Here is a 22,735-nt window from a genome sequence, read left to right as displayed (position 1 = left end):
TATCCGCGCGATTTTTTGAGTTATTCACATATCTCTGCATGCTTGGGTATAACTTTTGTCCACAGATTTCTAGAGGTGTGCATTGAACGACGCGGAACTCAGCGAAATCTGGGAAGAAGTCACTCGTATTGTGATGTCGAACCCGGCGGTTGGCCCCGCGGTCGGAGCTCAGCTCGCTCTCGCCTTCCCCCGCGGACTCGCGGCTGGAACGTTGTATCTCGCAGTACAGCTCGAGTTCACCCTGAAGCTCCTTGAAAACCGATTGCGTCCCGCAATTATGGAGGCGCTCGCTGAGGTTCCTGGCGCAGAACCTATTCAGAGCTTCATCGTCATCGTTGACGCAGATGCCCAGCCTGTACTTGAGCCAGAATCAATTCAGGAGAACGCTTTCGCCACTTCTGGCACCTCTTCGAGTGATTTTCCCGAGTTTTCGTCCTCCAGAAACGATTCTGCGCGGCCTGCTGAATCCAACAGGCCCGTTGAAACCCCCACAGTTCGCGTACAGAGCCGTTCTCAGGCTGAGCCGCCTCGTCTCAATGAGAAGTATCGTTTCGATAGTTTCGTTATCGGCCAGTCGAACCGCTTCGCACATGCAGCAGCAGTTGCCGTCGCTGAAGCACCCGCACGCGCGTACAACCCACTGTTCATCTACGGCGATTCGGGGCTGGGTAAGACGCACCTTCTCCACGCGATCGGTCATTACGCAATCGAGTTGTTCCCTGACATCCAGGTGAAGTACGTGAGTTCCGAAGACTTCACGAACGACTTCATCAATTCCATCGCGAATAACCAGGGCTCCGCTTTCCACGCTCGTTACCGAAGCGTTGATGTCTTGCTGATTGATGACATCCAGTTCTTGGCAGACAAAGTTGAAACTCAAGAAGCGTTTTTCCACACGTTCAATACCCTGCATGACCACAACAAGCAGGTCGTCATTACCAGTGACGTGCAGCCTAAACAGCTTCGCGGATTTGAAGAGCGAATGCTTTCGCGATTCGAGTGGGGACTGCTCACAGACATTCAGGTTCCGGATCTCGAGACTCGAATCGCGATTTTGCGGAAGAAGGCTCAGCGTGAACGACTTGAAGTCGACGACAACATCCTCGAATTCATCGCGAGCAAGTTCTCCTCAAACATTCGTGAGCTCGAGGGCACTCTCATCCGAGTAACTGCCTATGCAAGTTTGAATCAACAGCGCATCGACATGGCCCTTGTCCACACGGTACTCAAGGATTTGATCACCCTCGATACCGATAACGAAGTTCAACCTTCTTCGATCATTAGTCAAACCGCAGACTACTTTGATCTCGCGGTCGACGACTTGTATGGGCCATCCCGTGCTCAACAGATCGCTCTCGCCCGACAGATTGCCATGTATCTCTGCCGGGAGCTGACACCACTTTCCCTGCCAAAAATTGGCCAGCTTTTCGGTGGCCGCGATCACACCACTGTGATGTACGCACATAAGAAGATCACACAGCTCATCGCGGAGCGGCGGTCGGTCTACAACCAGGTCACAGAACTCACAACACGCATCAAGCAAAACGCTTCATAATCCGTCTGCCACCCGGCCTTTTTACAAAAAACTTGTAATTCTCAACACGGGGCCTGTGGATAACTGTGGACAAGTTCACAAAATTGTGCACTCTGGCGACAATCTTGTGGATTGCTGAAATTTTGTGACTTCCGCAGAATCACAAGGAAGTCCAGGTATTCAACATCATTGAACAACTCACAAACGTGTAGTTCCCTTGTGTGGATTGGCTTCGTGAAAGTTATCCACAGTTTCCACAAGGCCTATTACGATTACAGAATCTTGTTAACTTCCATCGAGACTCCATCACTCTTTACCGGTCCGGATCTGCTCGACACGAATGCCAAGAATCTAGGAATGTGCAAAGATATGTGAGTCTGGGCGAACGCCCTTCACCTCAGCTTCGAAAGGGATGCAACATGCGTTTTACGGTCCATCGGGATGTATTCAGCGATGCCGTTTCGTTTGCAGCGAAGCTACTACCACAGCGTCCAACCCAACCGCTCTTGAGCGGTGTTCTTTTGGAAGCTGAGAATCAGTCCCTTACGATCTCGTCTTTTGACTATGAAGTCTCATCACGAACCGAAATCGCAGCTGAGGTAAATTCGGCTGGTCGAGCACTGGTCTCAGGACGTCTTCTCGGCGAGATTGCCAATCGACTTCCACATTCAGATGTTGAAATCTCATTGGTAGAGAGCCGCGTTGAGGTACGGTGTGGATCTTCCTCGTTTAGTCTTCCTGCGATGCCGGTCGAGGAATACCCGCAGGTTCCTTCTGTGGACACTGTTTCTGGCGTAGTTCCAGCAGATGAATTTGCCAAGGCTATCTCGCAAGTAGCTCTCGCAGCCTCAAAGGACGATGTCACTCCGGTGATTACTGGTGTGCTGTTCGATATCACCGAGAATGTGCTCACCCTGACTGCGACCGATCGCTATCGTGTGGCCACTCGCGGAATTGACTGGGAACAGCAGAGCGACAGTGTTCCGAACCAGGCGCTCGTCCCTGCGAAGATCGTTACCGAAGTCGGTAAGACATTCTCAAGCGAAGGACAGGTCCGTCTTTCCATCATCAAGGACGGCGAACGAGAGCTCATCGCCTTTAGTGGTGGAAACAAGACTGTTACTTCGCTACTCATCAAGGGCAACTACCCACCAGTCGGGCGTCTTTTCCCTGATCAGGTCACAAATTACGCGGTAATGAGCACCAGCGAACTGATCGAAGCTGTCGGACGCGTTGGGCTTGTTCTCGAACGCGAAGCAGCTCTTCGTTTTTCGTTTAGTGAAGGAACTGTCGTACTTGAAGCAGCCGGCACCGAGTCTGCACAGGCTCAGGAAACGGTTGATGCACACTTGGTCGGGGACGAGATGATTGTGTCATTGAAGCCTCAATTCTTGCTTGACGGTCTGCGATCGACGCACGCCGAGTTCGCGCGGATTGGCTTCACTCGCACAGATAATCCAGGCAAGCCCGGACCCGTTCTGATCACCAGTCAGCGAAGCAAGGATGACGCTGACGACGAGAGTTTCCGTTACCTGTTGCAGCCGAACCTGCTCCTTCGATAGGAGATTTCGTTGCGCGTTGCGCATCTGTCGCTGAAGGACTTTCGAAACTATGCTTCTGCGGAGCTTCCGCTCAAGCCAGGACCGAACTTGCTCTTTGGCCAAAACGGTCAAGGCAAAACGAATCTCGTTGAAGCAGTCGGTTATTTCTCGACGCTTCGTTCCCATCGCGTGAGTTCCGACGCTGCCATGGTTCGTGGTGACCTTCCAGCAGCAGTTGCTCGCATGAAAGTCAGCTCGGGGGATCGCGACGTCGTTCTAGAAGCGCAGATCAACCGAGTGGGCGCAAATCGCGCACAGTTAAACGGGAATTCCGTACGTCCACGAGAATTGACTCGATGGTTTTCCTCAGTGCTATTCGCCCCTGAAGATCTTACGATCGTTCGTGGAGAACCATCCGTACGGCGCAGATTCTTAGATGATGCTCTCTCGGCTCGCTTACCAATTGCTGGTGGGGCCCTGAATGACTATGAAAAGATCGTGAAGCAGCGCACGGCGCTCTTGAAATCTGCTCGTCACCAGTCGCTTTCATCAGTTGAATCCACACTCTCGGTCTGGGATGACCAGTTGATCGAGCATGGGGTGCGTATCATGCTCGCACGACGCGATCTGGTTACTGACCTCTTGGAACCCATGCGTGATGCTTATACTTCGCTGGTGGGCGATGATCATGCACCAACGATGCACATGTTCGAGTCAGTAGGCGAGGTCCTGGAATTCGCACAAAGCCGTTCTGTTTCACGTGAAACAGAACGGCCGCTCTCGAGCGATCTGCTGAGTGCGGATGCCAGCCTTGTTTCACGTGAAACACTCACTCAACAGTTTCGTGAAGCCCTTGCCATAGTTCGTCAACGTGAGCTTGATCGGGGAGTGACCTTGGTTGGGCCGCATCGAGATGACATTCTGCTGTCGCTGAATTCCTTGCCAGTGAAGGGATACGCGAGCCATGGTGAGTCATGGTCGTTCGCTCTTGCCTTGAAAGTAGGTTTGGCAAACGTTCTTCGCAGGGAATCCTCCGCCGGGGATCCAGTTATCCTTCTCGACGATGTCTTCGCGGAACTAGACGCAGGCCGACGAGAGCGACTCATGCTGGCAGTGAGTGATTTTGAGCAGGTAATCGTCACTTCGGCTGTTCGTGAAGACATTCCTTCAGGACTTGAATGGAATGAGGTTCGCGTGGTTTCCGGCTCCTTGATCGAGGAGCGTTGATGGTGCTCGGGGGAGGCAGCCCAGGTTTCTCCGCCGAGGCATACTTACGTGCGAAGTCCGTATGGAAAGGGCGCCCGATGCGCCGACGTCGGCTCAAGGCCCAAGAAGGGGAGGGAATCACACGCCCATTCTCCAAAGGGCGTGATCCTCGAGCGCTAGGTGATGTACTGGAACACATCTCTCAGGACATGGGCTGGCGCGGCGAGCTGGATCAAGCGCGTTTGGTGAGCGAGTGGCCTGATTTTGCAGGAGAGTCAACCGCTGCGCATACCACCGTTACGGGGATCGAGAATGGCGTACTTCTTGTTCAATGCGATTCCACTACATGGGCTACAGAGTTGAGGCGTCTTCGTTCGGAACTGGTTACTCGAATCTTGATTGACTATCCTGATTCAGAAATTCGGGACATTAAGTTCATGGCGCCTGGCGCACCTACCTGGCGACATGGACGTCGCGTGGTTCCCGGTCGTGGGCCTAGGGACACCTACGGATAGTTCTTCCAGATTGATTCTGTTGTTTTCAGTGGGGAAGACCTCCATGTTTCCGGAGAAGCGGTTCAGAAGGCTCCCATGATCTGTTTCACGTGAAACAGATCATGTCTTCATCTGATGTGGTGCGTCAAGAAGAGAATTCGCACTGAATTTGTTGAGCGTCAAATCGGCGTACAGCACCATTTCGGAGCGTGCCGGTCTTTGGAACTTGGAATTGTGGCGGACCCATGCGGTAAAACACCCTCCAGAACGCACGCAAATGGCCGTGTTTCGCCCGGAAATTGGTAGACTTGGGTGCAGAAGTGTGCCGCGACAATTCTGTCGCCTGGCGATCCACAGAGAGTGTGTAACGCAACATGAGTTCAGAACAGCAAACCCAAGAGTACGGCGCGGATAACATCCAAGTACTCGAGGGTCTTGAAGCAGTTCGTAAGCGGCCCGGTATGTACATTGGCTCAACCGGTCCTCGCGGCTTGCATCACCTGGTCTACGAGATCGTAGATAATTCCGTCGATGAAGCGCTTGCGGGATACTGCGACACGATTTCTGTCACCATCCTTGAAGACGGTGGCGTTCGTGTCATTGACAATGGTCGAGGCATTCCTGTTGACGAACATCCCACTGAGGGCCGTTCTACTGTTGAAGTCGTTCTGACCGTGTTGCACGCCGGCGGCAAGTTTGGTGGAGGTGGCTACGCTGTTTCCGGCGGCTTGCATGGCGTGGGTTCATCCGTTGTAAATGCGCTGTCCACTCGGTTCGACGTCGCAGTCAAACGGCAGGGTTTCACGTGGAACATGTCATTCACCAACAGTGTGCCCGATGCGCCGCTGGCACAGGGTGTTGCGACGGAAGAGACCGGTACAACAATCAGTTTCTGGCCCAGTTCAGAGATTTTTGAGACGGTCGAGTTCGACTATGACACGCTCCGTACCCGTTTCCAGCAGATGGCGTTCCTCAATAAGGGACTGCGTATCGAACTGACCGACCTTCGACCGCAAGAGCTTGTTGAGAACGAAGCTGGTGAGCTTGTTGCTCCAGCACCCCAGCATGACAGTTTCATGTATGAGCGCGGCATTGAAGACTACGTGCGCCACCTCAACGCGTCAAAGCGTGCGGAGGTGGTACATGACGACATCATTTCCTTCGAATCCGAAGACGCTGAGCGACAGATCGCCGCAGAGATTTCGATGCAGTGGACTACCTCATACTCGGAGAGTGTCTACACCTACGCAAACACCATCAATACGCATGAGGGTGGCACGCACGAAGAGGGGTTCCGCGCCGCACTGACCACCCTCGTCAATAAGTATGCTCGCGAAAAGAACATTCTCCGCGAGAAAGATGACAACCTCTCGGGCGATGACGTCCGAGAAGGACTCACCGCGGTGATCTCAGTCAAACTGGGGGAGCCACAGTTTGAGGGACAAACGAAGACAAAGCTTGGTAATACCGAAGCGAAGGCCTACGTACAAAAGGTTGTTTCGACTGAGCTTGGTGACTGGTTTGAGCGAAATCCGGGTCCTGCGAAGGACATCATCCGCAAGGCAATCCAGGCAGCAACAGCACGTATAGCTGCGCGTAAGGCACGTGAGACTGCGCGACGCAAGGGACTGCTTGAATCCGGCGGCATGCCGGGTAAGCTGTCCGACTGCACAAGTAAAGACCCTGTCGTTTCTGAAATTTTCATCGTCGAGGGCGACTCGGCAGGTGGATCCGCGAAAACCGGACGTAACCCAGAAACTCAGGCGATTCTTCCGCTCCGCGGCAAGATTCTGAACGTTGAGAAGGCACGTCTTGACCGTGCGCTCAACAACGCTGAAGTCCAGGCGATGATCACCGCTTTCGGAGCGGGTATCGGTGAGGACTTCGACGCAGAGAAGGCGCGCTACCACAAGATCGTTCTGATGGCTGATGCTGATGTCGATGGTCAGCACATCACTACCCTGCTGCTGACGTTGCTCTTCCGCTATATGCGGCCACTCATTGACATGGGTTACGTGTACTTGGCGCAGCCGCCGCTGTACCGCATTAAGTGGACGAACGCAGATCACGAGTACGTCTTCAGTGACGAAGCCCGTGATGAAGCTCTGCAAGCTGGTGCTGCCTCAGGTAAGCGTCTTCAGAAGGAGAGTGGCGTTCAGCGATACAAGGGTCTTGGCGAGATGAACTACGAAGAGCTCTGGGAAACCACCATGAACCCAGAAACTCGTACGTTGCTCCAAGTCACCATGGAAGACGCTGCAGTTGCCGATGAAGTCTTTGCCACATTGATGGGCGAAGACGTTGAAGCACGTCGTGGATTTATTCAGCAGAACGCGAAGGATGTGCGTTTCCTTGACATCTAACAACGAGACCCCGGAGGTCGAGAGCGTGGGCACCGAGAATGTTGGCTCTAATTCGCCTAAGGGACGCATCGAGCAGATCGAGCTAAAGGTCGAGATGCAGCGCTCGTACCTCGATTACGCGATGAGCGTTATCGTGGGCCGCGCACTGCCCGACGTTCGGGATGGCTTGAAGCCTGTTCACCGTCGTGTGATTTACACGATGTATGACGGTGGTTACCGCCCAGACAAGGCATTCTCGAAGTGTACCCGTGTCATCGGTGACGTCATGGGCCAGTTCCACCCACACGGTGACTCAGCCGTATACGACTCGCTCGTTCGTCTCGTACAGCCGTGGGCAATGCGGTACCCACTCGCACTCGGTCAGGGTAACTTTGGTTCGCCTGGTAACGATGGAGCAGCTGCTCACCGTTACACCGAGACCAAAATGTCTCCGCTCGCCATGGAAATGGTGCGCGATATTGACGAAGATACCGTCGACTTCCAGGACAACTACGATGGTCGCACCCAGGAACCAACAGTTCTGACCGCGCGCTTCCCAAATCTGCTGGTTAACGGCTCAGTGGGTATTGCGGTCGGCATGGCAACAAACATTCCTCCGCATAACCTGCGTGAGGTTGCTGCTGCGGCCAAATGGCACCTCGAGAACCCCGATGCTTCCAAGGAGGAGCTCCTCGAGGCGCTCATGGAACGTGTGTCGGGACCCGATTTCCCGACCGGCGCGCGTATCCTCGGCACTCGCGGCATTCGTGACGCCTACACGACGGGACGCGGATCCATCACGATGCGCGCTGTCGTGGAAATCGAAGAAATTCACGGTCGTACGTGCCTGGTGGTGACTGAACTTCCGTACCAGGTAAACCCCGACAATCTCGCGATTAAAATCGCTGATCTTGTGAAGGAAGGCAAGATCCAGGGCATTGCGGATATCCGTGATGAGACGAGTGGTCGCACCGGTCAGCGTCTGGTCATTGTGCTCAAGCGCGATGCAATCGCGAAGGTTGTACTCAACAACCTGTACAAGCACACGCAGCTGCAAGAGAACTTCGGCGCAAACATGCTGGCGATCGTCGACGGTGTGCCTCGCACACTGCCGCTTGACGGATTTATTACCTACTGGGTGCGTCACCAGGTAGAGGTCATTGTTCGCCGTACCGAGTACCGTCTGAAGAAGGCAGAAGCGGAAGCCCACATTCAGCGTGGCTACCTCAAGGCCCTCGACGCTTTGGACGAGGTCATTGCTCTGATTCGTCGCTCACCGACGGTAGACGAAGCACGAGAAGGCCTGATGGCCCTTCTCGATGTTGATCAAATTCAGGCAGATGCAATTCTTGCACTGCAGCTGCGACGACTGGCTGCTCTTGAACGTCAAAAGATTCTTGATCTTGCGGCGAAGCTTGAAGCACTCATCAAGGACTACGAAGGCATCCTTGCTTCACCCGAGGAGCAGCGCTCAATCATCGCTGCAGAGCTTGACGAAGTTGTGCAGAAGTTTGGCGACGATCGCCGTACGACAATCTTGCACGGCTATGACGGTGACATGTCGATGGAAGACCTTATCCCCGAAGAGGAGATGGTCGTTACCGTTACCCGTGGCGGTTATGTGAAGCGTACGCGCATCGACAACTATCGGTCACAGCACCGTGGCGGCAAGGGTGTGAAGGGCGCGCAGCTACGCGCTGACGACATTGTTGAGCACTTCTTTGTCACGACGACGCATCATTGGCTGCTGTTCTTCACCAACACTGGCCGTGTCTATCGTGCAAAGGCCTATGAGCTTGCAGAGGGCGGCCGTGACGCAAAGGGACAGCACCTTGCAAACCTGCTTGCGCTTGCACCCGATGAGACGGTCACGCAGATTCTGGATATCCGGGACTACAGCGACGCAGGCTACCTGCTGCTTGCAACCCGTAACGGTCTGGTAAAGAAGACAGCCCTTGCTGAGTACGACACCAACCGTACCGGTGGCATCATTGCGATCAAGCTGCGTGAGGGCGACGAACTCATTTCGGCTCTCATTGCAGAGTCTGAAGATGACATTCTGATGATCTCGAAGCATGGAATGTCGATCCGCTTCACTGCGACAGATGAAGCGCTTCGCCCGATGGGCCGTTCAACGAGTGGCGTTCGGGGCATGAATTTCCGTGACGGTGATTCGTTGCTTGCTGCGTCGCGTTTGGCCGATGATCAGGGATTTGTCTTTGTCGTCACTGAAGGTGGATACGCGAAGCGGACCGCATCAGATGAGTACCGAGTGCAACAGCGAGGTGGCTACGGCATTAAGGTTGCAAAGCTTGATGAAGACCGTGGAGATCTCGTTGGCGGCTTCATCGTAGGGGAGGACGACGAAGTACTTGTCGTCCTCGCGAGCGGTAAGGTTGTTCGTTCAAATGTGAACGAAGTACCAGCTAAGGGTCGTAACACCATGGGCGTCGTGTTTGCACGGTTCCCAGAACAGGATCGTATTATTGGGATCGCGCGGAATTCGGAGCGCGGTCTCGACGAGGGCACCTCTGAAGATTCTGAATCTGAGACCCCAGAGAACAAGGAAAACGTGAATGAGTAATACAGTCGCAGACAAGCTCGCGAGTAAGAGCCGTAAGAAGGCCCCGACCAAGCAGGTTCGCCTGAAGCTCGTTTACGTCGATTTCTGGTCGGCAGTGAAGTTCTCGTTCCTCGTTTCGGTATGTCTTGCTGTCGTCAGCATCGTCGCAACGATTCTCGTGTACTTCGTGCTTGTACAGACCGGCGTTCTTGAGCAGATCAACCAGCTCTTTATGGACATCACCGGTGGTGAGTACAGCCTGCTGAACATCCTCGGCTTTGCGCAGGTATTCGGCTTCTCGGTCATCGTTGGTGTGCTGAACATCATTGTTGGCACGGTTCTCGGCGCCATTGCGGCCCTGCTGTACAACCTCATCGTTCGTGTTGTGGGCGGCTTCCAGCTCGGTTTCACTAGCAACTAAGACACGCCGAAACGGCGTCGTCGATTTTGCCGGCCAAGGATTGACCGTATAAAGTTAACTCTTGGTTGCGGGGCTATAGCTCAGGTGGTTAGAGCGCTTCACTGATAATGAAGAGGTCCCAGGTTCAAGTCCTGGTAGCCCCACCAAAGACAAAAGGCAGTTGAGAAATCAACTGCCTTTTGTGGTTTCTGCAGGCATTACATGTCTGCGAGCTTTGCGGAGTGTGCGGTACTTGCTCCCGCGACGGGGCTAGTTGGCAATGCGGGAAGTGAACCTTAGGCTCGAACCACACGCATGCCGAGACTGAGCGGCGCATCTGACGGAGTTTCTAGCCTGACCCTCATTGAGAGTGGGATCCGTTCCTTTACGGGCCACAAAGCGATTTCGCACGTTCACTCGTGACGCGTTGCATCCGATACACCCTGCAATAGGTGGCGCGGTTCATCGGGTGCACCAATAGTGAAACAATGCCTTGTACATAAAGTCCATTGCGGAACCTTTGTGAACTCCCATAGGTTGCTTTCAAGTACGCAAAGTCGTGTGCTTACCGAAGGGGGGAAAGCATGAAGAAAGTTCTGATTGGTGCTCTTGCGGTCGTACTCGCGCTCTCGTTTCCATTGGTGAATGGGACGGAGGCTGAAGCAGCCAACCTCATAGGCTGCAAGATGAAAAACACCACAGTGTTGTGGAGTGACGCGACGTCGAACGCCACATATCGATCAAGCGCGACGAGCGCGGTAGCCGCGTGGAACGCCAGCACGAAGGTCACCTTCAAGAAGGTGAGTTCAGGGGCGAATCTCACACTAGCGAGCGGAAACTTTGGGAAGACCGGCTTTGACGGGATCATGAAATCGGCAACGTCGTTGAGTGCGCCAGGATGCAAGAGCGGAGCTTGGGCATCAACAGCGTATGCCTGGGTCAATACGAGCTACACCGACAGCTACGTGACCGCAGCGAAGACATCGGTGTTCTCGCACGAGATTGGGCATGCACTCGGCCTCGCCCACAGAAATACGGGCCCTTGTGCGAGCATGTCTGTGATGCACGGCTCGAGCCAGGCGCGATTCGCGGAATGCAAGATCTCCACACCACGTGCGGACGATATTGCTGGGATCAACAAACTCTACTAAGTGAGGGACGAATGTTCGTAAAGAAAATCGCCGTCCTGAGCGCGGCAGCACTGGTATTCACCGGACTTGCAAGTTGCAGCACACCGGATTCTAGCTCTCAGGACGAGGATGTCAACGAGAGCTATGAGGTCAGTCGAGTCGAGAGCTACGAAACTGTCGAGGAGCTCGTTGTCGCGAGCGATCTAATTGTCGTCGCTGATGTGAGCGAAGAGTTCACGGTTACAGAGCTCAATGGGTTCTCATTTACTGAACGAGTCGTGCATCCGAGCGCAACGCTCAAAGGAAGCGAAGTTCAGAGCGTCGTAGTGTCTGGAATCGGGACTCCCAAAGCAGAGGGGGCACTTGTTCCTGGTGCGACGAATCTGCTTTTCCTGAGTGAGTATGAGGTCCAACCAGGGGACTCGACCGGAAAGTATGTCGTTACCGGCGTGTACGCAGGGGCATACGAACAGGAGGCAACTGGCCGTTTCACAAAACTCGATCATGATTCACCGGAGCTTCCTGCTGAGCTTCGTGTCGAGGACGTTACCGCGGTTCTTTCGACTGAGTAAAACTGCACAGCCGGGAGCCTGAAATGGCTCCCGGCGTGTCGCGGTTTTGCATACACGTACCAAAAGCGGCTATAGTTTCATGAGTCGGAACGGGTCATACTCGCTCAGATAACGGGTCCTTAGCTCAATTGGTAGAGCGCCTGCTTTGCAAGCAGGAGGTCGCGAGTTCGATTCTCGCAGGATCCACAGTTGAACCCCACCTCATCGAGGTGGGGTTCTTTCGTTGTGTTGAGGAGATGGCGAGTGCCAGCGAAACGCCCGCGGAAGTACGATTTTTACTCTCCAAATTTCTGGGATATAGTTAACTGGTTCGCACGGAGAGATTCCGAGCAGACAACGGGTCCTTAGCTCAATTGGTAGAGCGCCTGCTTTGCAAGCAGGAGGTCGCGAGTTCGATTCTCGCAGGATCCACAGTTGAACCCCACCTCATCGAGGTGGGGTTCTTTCGTTATGTGGTTCGTGACTACTTGCCCAGAAACCCACTCGACCTCAGCTAGTGCTCGTAGCCAAGCACCCGAAGCGCCTGGGCGACGCGAACTCGATCCGCCTCACTCAACCCTTGCACCGGGAGTGGTAGACATCGCTGTTCTGCGTACCCGAGTTGCTCTGCAACCGCGGCAATCACACGAAGACTCCCACCGAACTCTGTGAACAGCTCAAAGAGCGGCGTGAGTCGTTCAGACGCTGAGCTCAGCAGATCCGCGCTCCCGGCGGCACCTGCGAAGACCGCCTGTGCCGCATGTGTAAGGGAGAGTGCCTGCTGGGGGAGTGTGCCGCCGAGCACCGAGTACCAAGCATCGCATCCGGCGCTGAGCCCGGTTGCAGCGACTTGGTCGCCAGAGACACCGATAGTGACGTGTGCCGGAATCACCGCGCGAATCCGCGCAATGTGATCACGCGCAAGCTTCACATCTGCGGGAGCACCGGGAATCTTGATGGAGGCAATTCCTGGGAGTGCTGCGATCCGCGCATAGAGGTCAAGATCGAAGGTGAAGTGAGTCGTGCGAGGGTTGTCGTAGACGATGACCGGAAGTGGCGAACACTCAGTTGCTGCTCGAAACAGGTCGAAAACCTCGTCCGCGGTGAGCGGTTGATAGCTCACCGGGGCGACGAGTACTGCCGATGCTCCGGCGCGTTCAGCCACTCGTATGTTCTCGAGCATGTGGCTCGTGCGTAGCGCTCCGACACCGATGAAGACCGGTGTATCGCCCGCGTTCTCAACGGCAAGCTGAGTGACTCGCTCGCGTTCCTGGGCAGAGAAATATGCGTACGACCCGGTAGAGCCAAGTGCAGTGATCGAGTCGATCCGAGAAGCAACGAGCCGGTGAATGATGTTGGCGAATGCGACCTCATCAACTCGATCCGCGCGAAGGGGAGTGAGCGGGAAACCACTCAGGCCGGTGAAGAGCGACATTATGCCTCCTCTACCGGGGCATGATCGAGACCGAGGAAACCCGGAATCTCCCGTGCACGCTGAGCAATCTCGCTATCGATGTGATGAAATTCATCGGTGAGGTTGCCGACCTCAAAGATGAAGGTTGAACTGAATCTTGGCTTCGTCGACATTGCCCAATTCTCGCAGGCGGTCAGGGCAATGCGCGACCGGTAGGGCCGATGCGCATGGGCGCGGATCCGCCCCATTGTTTCACGGGAAACATCGTAAGGAATGCTGCGAGAGATTGGAAGGGGCCACAAAAGGTAGGGAAACCCCGAATTATGGTTTCTGGGTAGTGGGCTACAACGCTGCCTGCGCGCACCGTACGTTAGAGGTATGAACACAGAGACTTCGAGTCGGCGGAAGCCGCCACTGAGCATCGGACTGACCGTCCTGCATCTGCTTGCATATGGTGCAATTGGATTCGGGATTTCGATCGGATTCCTGGTGTTTACTGCTGTCTCGATTGGCCTCATCCCGATCGCTGGCGTTGGTGCGGTCATGCTCGTCGGCGTGATCTACGCACTGTTCGGCGTCGGTTGGTTCGAGACCAGGCGCGTCTCAGAACTGTACGACCTCAGCATCCCTGATCTCCGTCTTGTGCCGATGGCTCAGCGCACGTTCGGCGGGTGGCTCAAAGCGGTTCTGAGGCAGGCGATCGATGGTCGTATGTGGCGTGCGCTCGCGAACTTCCTCCTCACTACCGCAATGGGCTTCGCGCTCATTGTGCTGCTGCAGTGGATCCTCAGCGCTGTGTTCGATGCAATGCAGTCGCTCCTGTGGAATAGCTCCCTCGCCTCGTTTGGGTGGCGGATCGCAGTTGCGATCATCGGAGTGATCTTCTGGGTAGCAGCGGTCTACGGGGCAGCGATGTTGCACCGAATCACGTCGATCGCGCTCATCAGCGCCGTCGATCGTGAGGCGGCACTTGAAGAACAAGCGGCCGTTTCGCAGGTTCAGCGCGAAGGCGCGGTTCGCGCAGCAGATCTGGAGCGCACGCGAGTCGAGCGTGATCTGCACGACGGCGTTCAGCCGCGGCTCGTTTCGACTGCGATGACGCTGGGCCTCGCGAAGGAAATGATCGATACCGACCCTGAAGCAGCGAAGCAGCTCGTCTCGGAAGCACACACCTCGACGAAGGCTGCAATTACCGAGTTGCGACAGCTTGCCCGCGGAATCTACGCATCTGTCTTGGACGATCGCGGCCTCGACGCGGCGCTCTCGGCACTTGCTGCCCGCTCACACATTCCGGTGACGCTCGACGTGCAACTCACTGGTCGGTGTAGCCGCACTGCAGAGGCCGCTGTCTACTTCGTCATTGCTGAATCGCTCACGAACGCCGCGAAGCACTCACGTGCGAGTGAATGCCGAGTGCTGGTGCGACTCCGTGAGGATGGCACGCTGTGGGCGCGGATCGAGGACGACGGTATCGGTGGCGCGCAGATCGTGCCAGGCGGTGGCCTCGACGGTGTGCAAAATAGAATTCTCGCTGCCGGCGGCACGAGTACCCTTTCCAGTCCGCAGGGCGGACCCACAGCTCTGGAGGTGAGCGTGCCATGCGCATCGTAATGTGTGAAGATTCTGTCCTGCTGCGTGAAGGACTCGTGCGCTTGCTGGAGCACGGTGGACATGAAGTCATCGCGGCACTGCCGGACACTGCTGACCTCATGGAACGCGTCGAAGAAACCGATCCTGACCTCTGCATTCTGGATGTTCGGCTTCCGCCGACGTTCACTGATGAGGGAATTCGGGCGGCGCTTGAACTGCGCCAAGTTCGTCCGGAGCTCCCGCTTCTTGTCCTCTCGCAGTATGTTGAAGAACGCTACGCGAGCGAGCTCATCGGCGCTGGGCCGAGCGGCGTACCGACCGGAGCATTCGGCTATTTGCTGAAAGATCGTGTCGCCGACGTGGGGGAGTTCATCGGTTCGATTGAGCGGATCCGGCAGGGCGCCACGGTGCTTGACCCCGAAGTCGTCGCTCAGCTTCTTGCCCGCCGCGGCAAGGATGAGCGCATGCAACAGCTCACTCCACGAGAGCGCACGGTGTTGTCAGCGCTCGCGGAGGGCCGCTCAAACCAGGCGATCGCCGAACTCCTCTTCATCTCCGAGGCGAGCGTCGAGAAGAACATCACCTCGATTTTCCAGAAGTTGGGTCTCGAAGCCGAGGACGGCAATCGCCGCGTCCTCGCTGCGATTGCGCACATTGAAAATGTGGGCGGATCCGCCTTCACACACCGACCACAGAATGGAACGGGCGCATGACCGACCAGCAGAATCTCTCGCAGCCGCAGCCGCAGCCGCAGCCGCAGCCGCAGCCGCAGGCACCTGGCCAGCAATATCAGGCAGCCCAGCCAAAGAAACGTAAGCGTGGCATCGCGATTGGCACCGCGATCGCTGGCGGCGTGATCGTGCTCGGTGCTCTCGGTACGGCAGCATTCTGGATGGCAGGCCTCGCCATCGATGCATCTACGTTCAATCAGTCGCAGTCGAGTGCGGAAGGTGGCGGTGAGTACACCGGTCCGCAGTATGCCCAAGAAGACGGGCCAGGAAGCTGGTCTGTGACGACAGATATGACCGGGGTACGTTCCGTTGACGTGGATGCAGCCGCGTCGGTGATGACGGTGCAGTTCGCCGACGTGGATGTTGCGACGCTCTCTGTAGAGGGCGACTATGGCAACCGGTGGATGATGTACGTGGACGAGGACGAGCTCCAGATTGAGCGTCGCGGCAATGTCAACCCGCTCCAGGCGCGTACAGCCGAGACTGTCACGCTCCTATTGCCTGAGATGTATAACGGAAAACTCAATTCCGACGTCACTGTCGGTGCAGGCGATCTCTCGATCAACGGAGATTTCGCAGAACTCGACTTGAACGTCGATGCCGGTCTCATCAATTACACCGGTACCGCCGCGACCCTCGATCTTGAGGTCGGTGTTGGAGACGCGACGGTCGACGTCTCGAACGTGCGCGCGCTCGATGTCTCTGTCAGCGTCGGTCAGGCAACCATCGCGGTTGCCGGCAAGCAGCCACAGAGCGTTGAAGTCTCGACAGAAATTGGTAGCGTCAACGTCACTCTGCCCCAGGGGGCGTACCGTCTCGACACTCGAGCGGATCTAGGCGACATCTCAAGCGCTCTTGTACACGACCCAGCTTCGACGCACCTCGTGACAGCCCGTGCGAGCGTCGGTGAGATCGTGTTGCGCTAGCCGCGGGGTGACGCTGCACCTGGTGACGTTCCACCTCGGGTGCAGCACCCTGTGATTCGGCGTCTCGAGAGCGTGTCATCGAGCAGTCGATGTCCTTTCGGCCAAAGCTCGGCCAGGAGAGTTTTCCTGGCCGAGCTTTCACGTCGGGACTAGTCTGAAGCCATGACCGTACAGTGGAGACCCGACATTCTCGGTGACGAGTTTGAGTGCACCGATATTGATTTGGGTGCAGATGCGGAAGGTCCACTTGTGGCCACACTCGTGCGTGCGCTACCTGAACCACGAAGCTGGTGGCAGCGGCTGCTGCGATCCGCGCCCCCGAAACAGCCAGATCTGTCACACGTAGACATCCTCTACGTGCATGGCTGGTCGGACTACTTCTTCCAGACTCCGCTCGCCAGGTATTGGACGGCCCGCGGCGCGCGATTCTACGCACTCGATCTGCGCAAGTACGGGCGGAGCCTGCGACCCGGCCAGACACCCGGGTACGTTGAGTCCCTCAGCGAATACGACGCCGAGATCAGTCGCGCGACAGAGATCATGCGCGCGGAAGCTGCGGGGGAGTCAGACCGCGAACTCGTTCTGCTTGGTCACTCAACTGGCGGCTTGGTGCTGAGCCTGTGGGCGGCGGATCATCCGGGCGTCGCAAGCGCACTCATCCTGAATAGCCCCTGGCTAGAATTCCAGCTCTCGGCGCTCGCGCGGAAGCTCATGATGCCGATCATGAACATGAGTGCCTGGATCGCCCCACGGGAGGCAAGCCCACAGTTCGATTTCGGCTACTACAGTCGTGCGCAACGCGAGGTCGGCCCCGCTGAAGTACTTGACCGGCTGAACCATGAGTGGCGGCCTGACAAATCCCATGCGGTGTACAGCGGCTGGCTCCGAGCGGTACTTGCCGGTCACGAGCGTGTGGAGAAGGGGTTGCAGCTCACTATCCCGGTCTGTGTGCTCATGTCAGATCATGATGAGGCACCTCTGAGGTGGAGTGATGCACTGACCACGGCAGATACCGTACTTTCGGTGAAGGCGGTTGCTTCAGCGGCGACTCGACTCGGACGGACCGTCACGATCGAGCGAATTCCGAACGCACTCCACGATGTGTTCTTGTCGCGTGCAGACGCGCGCGCAGAAGCGTACGCGCGCCTAAACTCCTGGGTCACGGGGTGGCGAGCAAGCTAAGCTCTTATGTATGGATCTACGAGTTGCTGCATACGCGGTCATCGAGCGGCGCGGCAAGATCCTGCTGACGCACTGGCGTCGAGGGCACCTGCACGGTTGGACGCTGCCCGGTGGCGGGCTAGAAGACGGAGAAGATCCGCGCGACGCCGTGGTGCGCGAGGTGTTTGAAGAGACTGGCCTGACTGCCAAGGCTGGTCGACTGCTCGGGGTCGACTCACGCGTAATGGTGCGCGAAGACGTCGAAGAGGGCGAGACTCCCGAACTGCATACGATCCGAATTGTCTATCGCGCGTCAGTGCAAGACGGTCCGCTCGTGCACGAGATCGATGGCTCCTCTGATGAGGCCCGCTGGGTACCCATCCGCGAGATTAAGTCATTGAAGACTCTCTCACTTGTGCGAACCGGTATGCGAATGGCCGGAATTCAGCATCGTCCCACGGCTGCACGGAACCCGCGTCGGAAGCGGTCGGGCAAGCGCGGTGGGAAGAACGGCGGCCAAGGATCAGGTTCTGGCCAGGGCTCAAATGGTGGTTCTGGTTCGGGCGGCGGTTCTGGATCTGGATCTGGATCTGGCGGTAATTCTGGATCTGGCGCTGGTTCTGGTTCTGGCCGATCGAGCTAAGATCACGCGAGGCTACTAGCTGTCTGGCTAGCCGGATGGACGGCTGGCAAACACACCGACTTCGCAATGTGACTCGTGGGGGAGCTACTCCCTGCGAGGCACCCGGGCTAACCCCGTGAAAACACCTGTTTCCGTCGAAACTGGCACTTTCTGGCGTCAATAACTATCGGTTTCGCAGGCAACTGCTCGTTTCGAGGGTGTGACCGGGCTGAGCATCCACACCCACGCCCACACTCTCATCGGGACCTTGCACACCCACACCCACACAAACAACAGAGCGGCCAGAGGCGAACCCCTGACCGCTCATGTCTGCAGCGCATCAGCGCTACAGCAAAGTATTAACCCTCTGCGCTGACCCACAGGTCTTCGTCGGTGCTGAACGCACGCGTAAGGAAGGCGGCAACCGTCGCAGCGGCAGCAACGCCAAGCGTGAGTGCGATCCACTTGCCAGCACCCGAACGCTTCTTTGCGGGCGCAATGTAACCGGCGCGCTCACCAAAGTTGCGAACCTGCTTGGCAGCATTCGCGTTCTCGAAGCGATCGAGGGCGCGGATCGTGCCGTTGAGCGCGTTCGTCACCATAGGCGCGGTCGCGATGCGAACCTGGTCTGCAGTGCGACGGGCGCTCTCGACACCACATTCAACGCTGGGGCGCACGCGGTTCCACGTCTTCTCAACGCGGGGAGCGAGGTGCTCATCGCTGAGGTGGCGGGCCTGGCGGCCAGCGTGGTTAAGAACCTCGCCTGCCTGACCGAGCACGACGCGCTGCTGATCGAGCAGCTCCTGTGCTTCGGCGCGCAGACGGCGGAGTTCGCGGCGACGTTTACGTGAGAGCTTCATTCGAATCCTCCTCCAGTTCGCGTGGTCAGCGCCATGCGGAACACTTCAGTTGCTCCAACGCTACACCGAATCGGCGCGCGCGTCCTGGTATTCACCTCGATATTTGGGGGAGAGATCGTGCCGAAATCTAAACCCGACCTGAAACCTGGTTTTTCCCTCTGAACTCTCCAGACCGCCCCGTAGACTGAACACATGACCATTCATACTTCTGTTGCGACCATCCACACCAACCACGGTGATATCGTGATCAACCTCTTCGGCGACCACGCACCGAAGACCGTGAAGAACTTCGAAGACCTTGCAAACAAGGGCTTCTACGACGGTGTGATCTTCCACCGCATCATCAAGGACTTCATGATCCAGGGTGGCGACCCCACCGGCACCGGCACCGGCGGCCCCGGCTACAACTTCGACGATGAGATCCACCCCGAGCTCGTCTTCGACCGCAAGTACCAGCTCGCTATGGCAAACGCTGGCAAGCGCCCCGACATGACCGGTCGCCTTTCGGGCACCAACGGTTCGCAGTTCTTCATCACCACCACCGAGCCCGCATGGCTCACCGGCAAGCACACCATCTTCGGTGAGCTCGCTGACGATGCATCGAAGGCTGTTGTTGACGCGATTGAGGCTGTCGCTACCGGCGCGATGGACCGTCCCATTGAGGACGTCGTCATCACTGGCGTTGACATCGCTGCGGTCTAATTCCGTTGTCATCTCATGGCTCCGGCCCCGTATTCGGCGAACGTGCTGAGTACGGGGCCGATGACGTTTGCTACCGTCACAAGCAGCGGCCGAGCTTCACGCTGTGCCAGCGATGTGGCCGCACGGTGTGTGGCGAATGCCAGGTAGCTTCTGCGGTTGGCCTCCTGTGCCCTGAGTGCGTTCGCGAGGCAACGCCGAGCGGTGCGAAGCGAGCTGGGCGTGCAACCCGTGTGCTTGGCCGTCGTATTGGCATGCTCCAGGCACCAGTGACGACGGCGATCATCGCGATCAGCGCGGTCGTCTTCGTGCTGCAGTTGCTCACCCACTACTTTGCATCTGACCAGGTCACGCTTGCGCTGTGGTATGCCCCGCTGTATTCAATGCCTGAGGCATTTGAACCGTGGCGCATGGCAACGGTGATGTTTACTCACTCGACTGGCTTCTTGTTGCACATCTTGTTCAACATGTATGCACTGTGGCTCTTCGGCCGCGAGCTCGAGCTGCGTATCGGTCGCACTGTATTTGCCGTGCTGTACCTCTTTGCAGGCCTCGGCGGATCCCTCGGAGTCATGCTCTGGGGCTACGTCCAGCCTGAGACACTGCTCACACCGACAGTTGGTGCCTCCGGTGCAATCTTCGGTGTCATGGGCGCCGTGCTTGTCGGGTTGAAAGCAGTACAGGCTGATACGAAGTCGCTCTTGGTGATGCTTGCGATCAACGTTGGTATTGGCTTCTTGCCTGGCGCACGTATCTCGTGGCAAGCGCATCTCGGTGGCTTGCTTGTCGGTGCGTTGACGATGTTCATCATTGTTCGCACGCAGGGCCCCCGCAAGCGCGGTGCGCGGATCACCTTCCTCATCATTGAGGGACTCGCGCTCGTTGCGTTGAGCTTTGCCTACTTCGTCGTCGCGCCAGCGGTGTTGGTGCCGTAGACGACGTTGATCCGCCGTCTGCAGCTGCAGAAATAACTACGAAGGCCCCCGGGAATGACTCCGGGGGCCTTCGTAGTTATCCACAGGTTTCTCCCCAGTCTGGGGAGAAACTACATGCGTGTAATTCTTGTGATTACTTCCACCACGGGGTCATGAGGAAGCCGATCAGGATGAAACCGAAACCAACGAAGATGTTGCCGTTCCCAAGCGAAGGAATGGGAAGAGCGATCGTTGAGCTAGTGATGTAGAACGTGACGATCCACAGGAGTCCGATCAACATGAAACCGAACATGACGGGCTTGAACCACACGGGGTTCGGAGCCTCACTGCGTGCAGCACGGCGCGCCTCAGCGCTAGCGACCTCTGCCTTGCCGTTCTTCTGCACTTGCTTTCCTGATGCAACCATGTCCCTGAGTCTACAGCGAGAGTCCGGTAAAATTCGATGCGTCACCCGTAAGATGGGGGACTATGAATAGGGTCGCACCCAGTAGGGCCAAGCGTCGCAGTCTGAGCCCCCTGACAGTGATTGGCGAGCTGCTGCTCGTCGCAGGCATCGGTGTGCTCGGATTTATCGTCTGGCAGCCCTGGTATGTGAACCTTACGGTTGGCGCAAAACAGAGCTCTCTGACGGCTTCTGACTCAGCGCAGTGGGAACAAAACTTTGAGGCGCCGAGCACCGAGGGCATGCCGGTTGTGGCGAAGCCTGCTGAAGGCGAAGTCTTCGGAATTCTGCACGTCCCTGCGTTCGGAAAGACCTATACCAACCGAGTTGCCGAAGGCACCAACCGTGACCTCGTCCTTGATCTCGATGAGAAGGGCATCGGCCGCTACGACTCAACGACGATGCCAGGCGAACCGGGCAACACCGCATACGCGGCGCATCGCTCAGGAAGCCACACGCAGCCGTTCCGCGAGATCATGAATTTGCGGATCGGCGATCCGCTGTTCCTTGAAACTCAAGACGGTTGGTACACCTACCGGTATCGCTCGGCAGAGTATGTCGACCCGAGCGAGGTCGACGTGCTGAACCCGTTCCCACGTCTTGAAGGCGCGGCAGGTGATGACCAGATCTTGACGCTCACGAGTTGCCACCCGAAGCACTGGGGAGCATATGAACGTGTCATTGCGTATTCCGTGCTTGAAGATTTCCAGCCTCGTAACGAAGGCCCACCGGCTGAGTTGCTTGAGGCGAACCCCGAGCTGAAAAGTTAAGGACGCGTAAATGTTCTCCATTCTCTGGCGCTTCTTCCCAGGTCCGGCCTGGCTGCGCGTGATCATCTTGCTCCTTGCAGCAGCAGCGCTCGTGTACGCACTCATCTTTTACATTTACCCGTGGGTAGCGACGCTGCTTCCCGAGCCCGAAGTCACTGTCGAATAACCAAAAGGAATCCTCATGACCCGAATCCTTGTCATCGATAACTACGACAGCTTCGTCTACACGATTAACGGCTACCTGCAACAGCTTGGTGCTGAGACTCATGTCATCCGCAACGATGACGTCACCGTGGGTGAGCTCGAGGAGCTCGTGCGCGAGTTCGACGGAGTGCTGGTCTCGCCTGGCCCGGGTACCCCGGCAGAGGCCGGCATCTCGATCCCGATGGTGAATCTTGCGGTCCGCGAGGGCATTCCACTCTTGGGTGTCTGTCTCGGGCATCAGGCGATCGCGGAAGCGCTTGGTGGGGTTGTCACGCACGCAGAACAGCTCATGCACGGCAAGGTGTCACGAGTTCAGCATTCTGGCGATGAGTTCTTTGCGCACGTTGCCCCTGAGTTCGCCGCGACCCGCTACCACTCCCTTGCGATTGTGCGCAGTACCGTCCCAGAGACGCTCACCATTACGGCTGAGACCGCTGATGGGGTGGTCATGGCGGTACGTCATCGCGAGCGCCCGATCTTCGGTGTGCAGTACCACCCAGAATCGGTGCTTACCGAGGGCGGCTATCAGCAGCTCGGCAACTGGTTGCGCATCGCTGGCCTCGCGAATGCAGCGGAGACTGCACGTGCTTTGTCTCCGCTGATCCGCTCGTAAGTTCCGA

23 protein-coding genes and 3 tRNA genes are annotated in these 22,735 nt (G+C 56.9%); 22 read left to right on the top strand and 4 right to left on the bottom strand.

All coding sequences use genetic code 11. The annotated features are described in order from the left end of the window. The first annotated feature begins 133 nt into the window (after nucleotides 1-133). From dnaA to FW756_RS05975, 12 genes are all read left to right on the top strand, one after another. Complete coding sequence (dnaA, locus tag FW756_RS06030; protein WP_446429656.1) at nucleotides 134-1,555, top strand: chromosomal replication initiator protein DnaA; 1,422 nt, start codon at nucleotides 134-136, stop codon at nucleotides 1,553-1,555. A gap of 398 nt (nucleotides 1,556-1,953) precedes the next feature. Beyond that, nucleotides 1,954-3,096 (top strand): DNA polymerase III subunit beta, encoded by a 1,143-nt coding sequence (gene dnaN / locus FW756_RS06025; RefSeq protein WP_446429266.1) that lies wholly within the window; start codon nucleotides 1,954-1,956, stop codon nucleotides 3,094-3,096. Between the two features lie 9 nt (nucleotides 3,097-3,105). Further along, nucleotides 3,106-4,302 (top strand): DNA replication/repair protein RecF, encoded by a 1,197-nt coding sequence (gene recF, locus FW756_RS06020; protein ID WP_446429265.1) that lies wholly within the window; start codon nucleotides 3,106-3,108, stop codon nucleotides 4,300-4,302. Next, entirely contained in the window at nucleotides 4,302-4,796 is a 495-nt protein-coding gene (locus FW756_RS06015; RefSeq protein WP_446429264.1) for a DUF721 domain-containing protein, read from the top strand. Before recF ends, FW756_RS06015 begins: the two co-directional genes overlap by 1 nt. A 353-nt stretch (nucleotides 4,797-5,149) precedes the next feature. Beyond that, the gene (gene gyrB, locus FW756_RS06010) at nucleotides 5,150-7,138 is read left to right on the top strand and encodes a DNA topoisomerase (ATP-hydrolyzing) subunit B (protein WP_446429263.1); all 1,989 of its coding nucleotides are present in this window, start codon (nucleotides 5,150-5,152) and stop codon (nucleotides 7,136-7,138) included. Nucleotides 7,139-7,163: 25 nt separating this feature from the next. Then, nucleotides 7,164-9,701 carry a DNA gyrase subunit A gene (gyrA, locus tag FW756_RS06005; protein ID WP_446429655.1) on the top strand — a complete coding sequence of 846 codons (2,538 nt, stop codon included), beginning with the start codon at nucleotides 7,164-7,166 and terminating at the stop codon, nucleotides 9,699-9,701. Continuing rightward, nucleotides 9,694-10,101 carry a DUF3566 domain-containing protein gene (locus tag FW756_RS06000; protein ID WP_446429262.1) on the top strand — a complete coding sequence of 136 codons (408 nt, stop codon included), beginning with the start codon at nucleotides 9,694-9,696 and terminating at the stop codon, nucleotides 10,099-10,101. Before gyrA ends, FW756_RS06000 begins: the two co-directional genes overlap by 8 nt. Before the next feature lie 69 nt (nucleotides 10,102-10,170). Further along, nucleotides 10,171-10,247: transfer RNA gene (locus FW756_RS05995), tRNA-Ile, on the top strand. Nucleotides 10,248-10,664: 417 nt separating this feature from the next. Beyond that, nucleotides 10,665-11,231, top strand: a complete 567-nt coding sequence (locus FW756_RS05990) for a matrixin family metalloprotease (protein ID WP_446429261.1) — start codon at nucleotides 10,665-10,667, stop codon at nucleotides 11,229-11,231. 11 nt (nucleotides 11,232-11,242) lie between these two features. Continuing rightward, nucleotides 11,243-11,782, top strand: a complete 540-nt coding sequence (locus FW756_RS05985; RefSeq protein WP_446429260.1) for a hypothetical protein — start codon at nucleotides 11,243-11,245, stop codon at nucleotides 11,780-11,782. A 113-nt stretch (nucleotides 11,783-11,895) separates the two neighbouring features. Next, nucleotides 11,896-11,968, top strand: a tRNA-Ala gene (locus tag FW756_RS05980). Nucleotides 11,969-12,120: 152 nt separating this feature from the next. Then, nucleotides 12,121-12,193: transfer RNA gene (locus FW756_RS05975), tRNA-Ala, on the top strand. 82 nt (nucleotides 12,194-12,275) lie between these two features. On the opposite strand, the gene FW756_RS05970 is transcribed toward FW756_RS05975, so the two are convergent. Both FW756_RS05970 and FW756_RS05965 read right to left on the bottom strand, forming a co-directional pair. Next, a complete protein-coding gene (locus tag FW756_RS05970) occupies nucleotides 12,276-13,196 on the bottom strand; it encodes a dihydrodipicolinate synthase family protein (RefSeq protein ID WP_446429259.1) in 921 nt (306 codons plus the stop codon). After that, nucleotides 13,196-13,348 carry a hypothetical protein gene (locus tag FW756_RS05965; protein WP_446429258.1) on the bottom strand — a complete coding sequence of 51 codons (153 nt, stop codon included), beginning with the start codon at nucleotides 13,346-13,348 and terminating at the stop codon, nucleotides 13,196-13,198. The genes FW756_RS05970 and FW756_RS05965 overlap by 1 nt, the downstream gene beginning before the upstream one ends. Before the next feature lie 205 nt (nucleotides 13,349-13,553). On the opposite strand from FW756_RS05965, the gene FW756_RS05960 reads away from it, so the two are divergent. From FW756_RS05960 to FW756_RS05940, 5 genes are all read left to right on the top strand, one after another. Beyond that, nucleotides 13,554-14,786: a histidine kinase gene (locus tag FW756_RS05960; protein WP_446429257.1), complete on the top strand. Its 1,233-nt coding sequence runs from the start codon at nucleotides 13,554-13,556 to the stop codon at nucleotides 14,784-14,786. Further along, nucleotides 14,774-15,478: a response regulator gene (locus FW756_RS05955; protein WP_446429256.1), complete on the top strand. Its 705-nt coding sequence runs from the start codon at nucleotides 14,774-14,776 to the stop codon at nucleotides 15,476-15,478. The genes FW756_RS05960 and FW756_RS05955 overlap by 13 nt, the downstream gene beginning before the upstream one ends. After that, entirely contained in the window at nucleotides 15,475-16,422 is a 948-nt protein-coding gene (locus FW756_RS05950; RefSeq protein ID WP_446429255.1) for a hypothetical protein, read from the top strand. The genes FW756_RS05955 and FW756_RS05950 overlap by 4 nt, the downstream gene beginning before the upstream one ends. Nucleotides 16,423-16,584: 162 nt before the next feature. Continuing rightward, on the top strand, nucleotides 16,585-17,604 hold the full coding sequence (locus FW756_RS05945) for an alpha/beta hydrolase (RefSeq protein ID WP_446429254.1): 1,020 nt from the start codon (nucleotides 16,585-16,587) through the stop codon (nucleotides 17,602-17,604). A 10-nt stretch (nucleotides 17,605-17,614) separates the two neighbouring features. Continuing rightward, nucleotides 17,615-18,226: an NUDIX hydrolase gene (locus FW756_RS05940; protein WP_446429253.1), complete on the top strand. Its 612-nt coding sequence runs from the start codon at nucleotides 17,615-17,617 to the stop codon at nucleotides 18,224-18,226. A gap of 338 nt (nucleotides 18,227-18,564) precedes the next feature. On the opposite strand, the gene FW756_RS05935 is transcribed toward FW756_RS05940, so the two are convergent. Next, complete coding sequence (locus FW756_RS05935; protein ID WP_446429252.1) at nucleotides 18,565-19,065, bottom strand: DNA/RNA helicase; 501 nt, start codon at nucleotides 19,063-19,065, stop codon at nucleotides 18,565-18,567. Between the two features lie 192 nt (nucleotides 19,066-19,257). Between FW756_RS05935 and FW756_RS05930 the strand changes: the two genes are divergently transcribed. Both FW756_RS05930 and FW756_RS05925 read left to right on the top strand, forming a co-directional pair. Continuing rightward, a complete protein-coding gene (locus tag FW756_RS05930) occupies nucleotides 19,258-19,767 on the top strand; it encodes a peptidylprolyl isomerase (protein WP_446429251.1) in 510 nt (169 codons plus the stop codon). A gap of 5 nt (nucleotides 19,768-19,772) precedes the next feature. Further along, nucleotides 19,773-20,699: a rhomboid family intramembrane serine protease gene (locus tag FW756_RS05925; RefSeq protein WP_446429250.1), complete on the top strand. Its 927-nt coding sequence runs from the start codon at nucleotides 19,773-19,775 to the stop codon at nucleotides 20,697-20,699. A gap of 133 nt (nucleotides 20,700-20,832) precedes the next feature. Here FW756_RS05925 and FW756_RS05920 read toward each other — a convergent pair whose 3' ends face one another. After that, nucleotides 20,833-21,105, bottom strand: a complete 273-nt coding sequence (locus FW756_RS05920; RefSeq protein WP_446429249.1) for a cell division protein CrgA — start codon at nucleotides 21,103-21,105, stop codon at nucleotides 20,833-20,835. Nucleotides 21,106-21,167: 62 nt separating this feature from the next. Here FW756_RS05920 and FW756_RS05915 point away from each other — a divergent pair, with 62 nt between their 5' ends. The 3 genes from FW756_RS05915 to FW756_RS05905 are packed head-to-tail and all read left to right on the top strand — an operon-like array spanning nucleotide 21,168 to nucleotide 22,728. Further along, entirely contained in the window at nucleotides 21,168-21,911 is a 744-nt protein-coding gene (locus tag FW756_RS05915; RefSeq protein WP_446429248.1) for a class E sortase, read from the top strand. Between the two features lie 10 nt (nucleotides 21,912-21,921). Further along, a complete protein-coding gene (locus FW756_RS05910) occupies nucleotides 21,922-22,077 on the top strand; it encodes a hypothetical protein (RefSeq protein ID WP_446429247.1) in 156 nt (51 codons plus the stop codon). A gap of 15 nt (nucleotides 22,078-22,092) precedes the next feature. After that, nucleotides 22,093-22,728: an anthranilate synthase component II gene (locus tag FW756_RS05905; protein WP_446429246.1), complete on the top strand. Its 636-nt coding sequence runs from the start codon at nucleotides 22,093-22,095 to the stop codon at nucleotides 22,726-22,728. Nucleotides 22,729-22,735: the final 7 nt, after the last annotated feature.

This window comes from Leucobacter sp. 1207-22 (genome assembly GCF_052850455.1).
The sequence above is the reverse complement of the archived record's forward strand: the minus strand, read 5'-3'. Positions and strand labels throughout refer to the sequence as shown.

What these genes read in the sequence shown, in the direction of transcription:
- dnaA (WP_446429656.1), top strand. Translation starts at nt 134, where the DNA reads ATGTCGAACCCGGCGGTTGGCCCCGCGGTCGGAGCTCAGCTCGCTCTC.
- dnaN (WP_446429266.1), top strand. Translation starts at nt 1,954, where the DNA reads ATGCGTTTTACGGTCCATCGGGATGTATTCAGCGATGCCGTTTCGTTT.
- FW756_RS06015 (WP_446429264.1), top strand. Translation starts at nt 4,302, where the DNA reads ATGGTGCTCGGGGGAGGCAGCCCAGGTTTCTCCGCCGAGGCATACTTA.
- gyrB (WP_446429263.1), top strand. Translation starts at nt 5,150, where the DNA reads ATGAGTTCAGAACAGCAAACCCAAGAGTACGGCGCGGATAACATCCAA.
- FW756_RS06000 (WP_446429262.1), top strand. Translation starts at nt 9,694, where the DNA reads ATGAGTAATACAGTCGCAGACAAGCTCGCGAGTAAGAGCCGTAAGAAG.
- FW756_RS05990 (WP_446429261.1), top strand. Translation starts at nt 10,665, where the DNA reads ATGAAGAAAGTTCTGATTGGTGCTCTTGCGGTCGTACTCGCGCTCTCG.
- FW756_RS05985 (WP_446429260.1), top strand. Translation starts at nt 11,243, where the DNA reads ATGTTCGTAAAGAAAATCGCCGTCCTGAGCGCGGCAGCACTGGTATTC.
- FW756_RS05970 (WP_446429259.1), bottom strand. Translation starts at nt 13,196, where the DNA reads ATGTCGCTCTTCACCGGCCTGAGTGGTTTCCCGCTCACTCCCCTTCGC.
- FW756_RS05965 (WP_446429258.1), bottom strand. Translation starts at nt 13,348, where the DNA reads ATGTCGACGAAGCCAAGATTCAGTTCAACCTTCATCTTTGAGGTCGGC.
- FW756_RS05960 (WP_446429257.1), top strand. Translation starts at nt 13,554, where the DNA reads ATGAACACAGAGACTTCGAGTCGGCGGAAGCCGCCACTGAGCATCGGA.
- FW756_RS05955 (WP_446429256.1), top strand. Translation starts at nt 14,774, where the DNA reads ATGCGCATCGTAATGTGTGAAGATTCTGTCCTGCTGCGTGAAGGACTC.
- FW756_RS05950 (WP_446429255.1), top strand. Translation starts at nt 15,475, where the DNA reads ATGACCGACCAGCAGAATCTCTCGCAGCCGCAGCCGCAGCCGCAGCCG.
- FW756_RS05945 (WP_446429254.1), top strand. Translation starts at nt 16,585, where the DNA reads ATGACCGTACAGTGGAGACCCGACATTCTCGGTGACGAGTTTGAGTGC.
- FW756_RS05940 (WP_446429253.1), top strand. Translation starts at nt 17,615, where the DNA reads ATGGATCTACGAGTTGCTGCATACGCGGTCATCGAGCGGCGCGGCAAG.
- FW756_RS05935 (WP_446429252.1), bottom strand. Translation starts at nt 19,065, where the DNA reads ATGAAGCTCTCACGTAAACGTCGCCGCGAACTCCGCCGTCTGCGCGCC.
- FW756_RS05930 (WP_446429251.1), top strand. Translation starts at nt 19,258, where the DNA reads ATGACCATTCATACTTCTGTTGCGACCATCCACACCAACCACGGTGAT.
- FW756_RS05920 (WP_446429249.1), bottom strand. Translation starts at nt 21,105, where the DNA reads ATGGTTGCATCAGGAAAGCAAGTGCAGAAGAACGGCAAGGCAGAGGTC.
- FW756_RS05915 (WP_446429248.1), top strand. Translation starts at nt 21,168, where the DNA reads ATGAATAGGGTCGCACCCAGTAGGGCCAAGCGTCGCAGTCTGAGCCCC.
- FW756_RS05910 (WP_446429247.1), top strand. Translation starts at nt 21,922, where the DNA reads ATGTTCTCCATTCTCTGGCGCTTCTTCCCAGGTCCGGCCTGGCTGCGC.
- FW756_RS05905 (WP_446429246.1), top strand. Translation starts at nt 22,093, where the DNA reads ATGACCCGAATCCTTGTCATCGATAACTACGACAGCTTCGTCTACACG.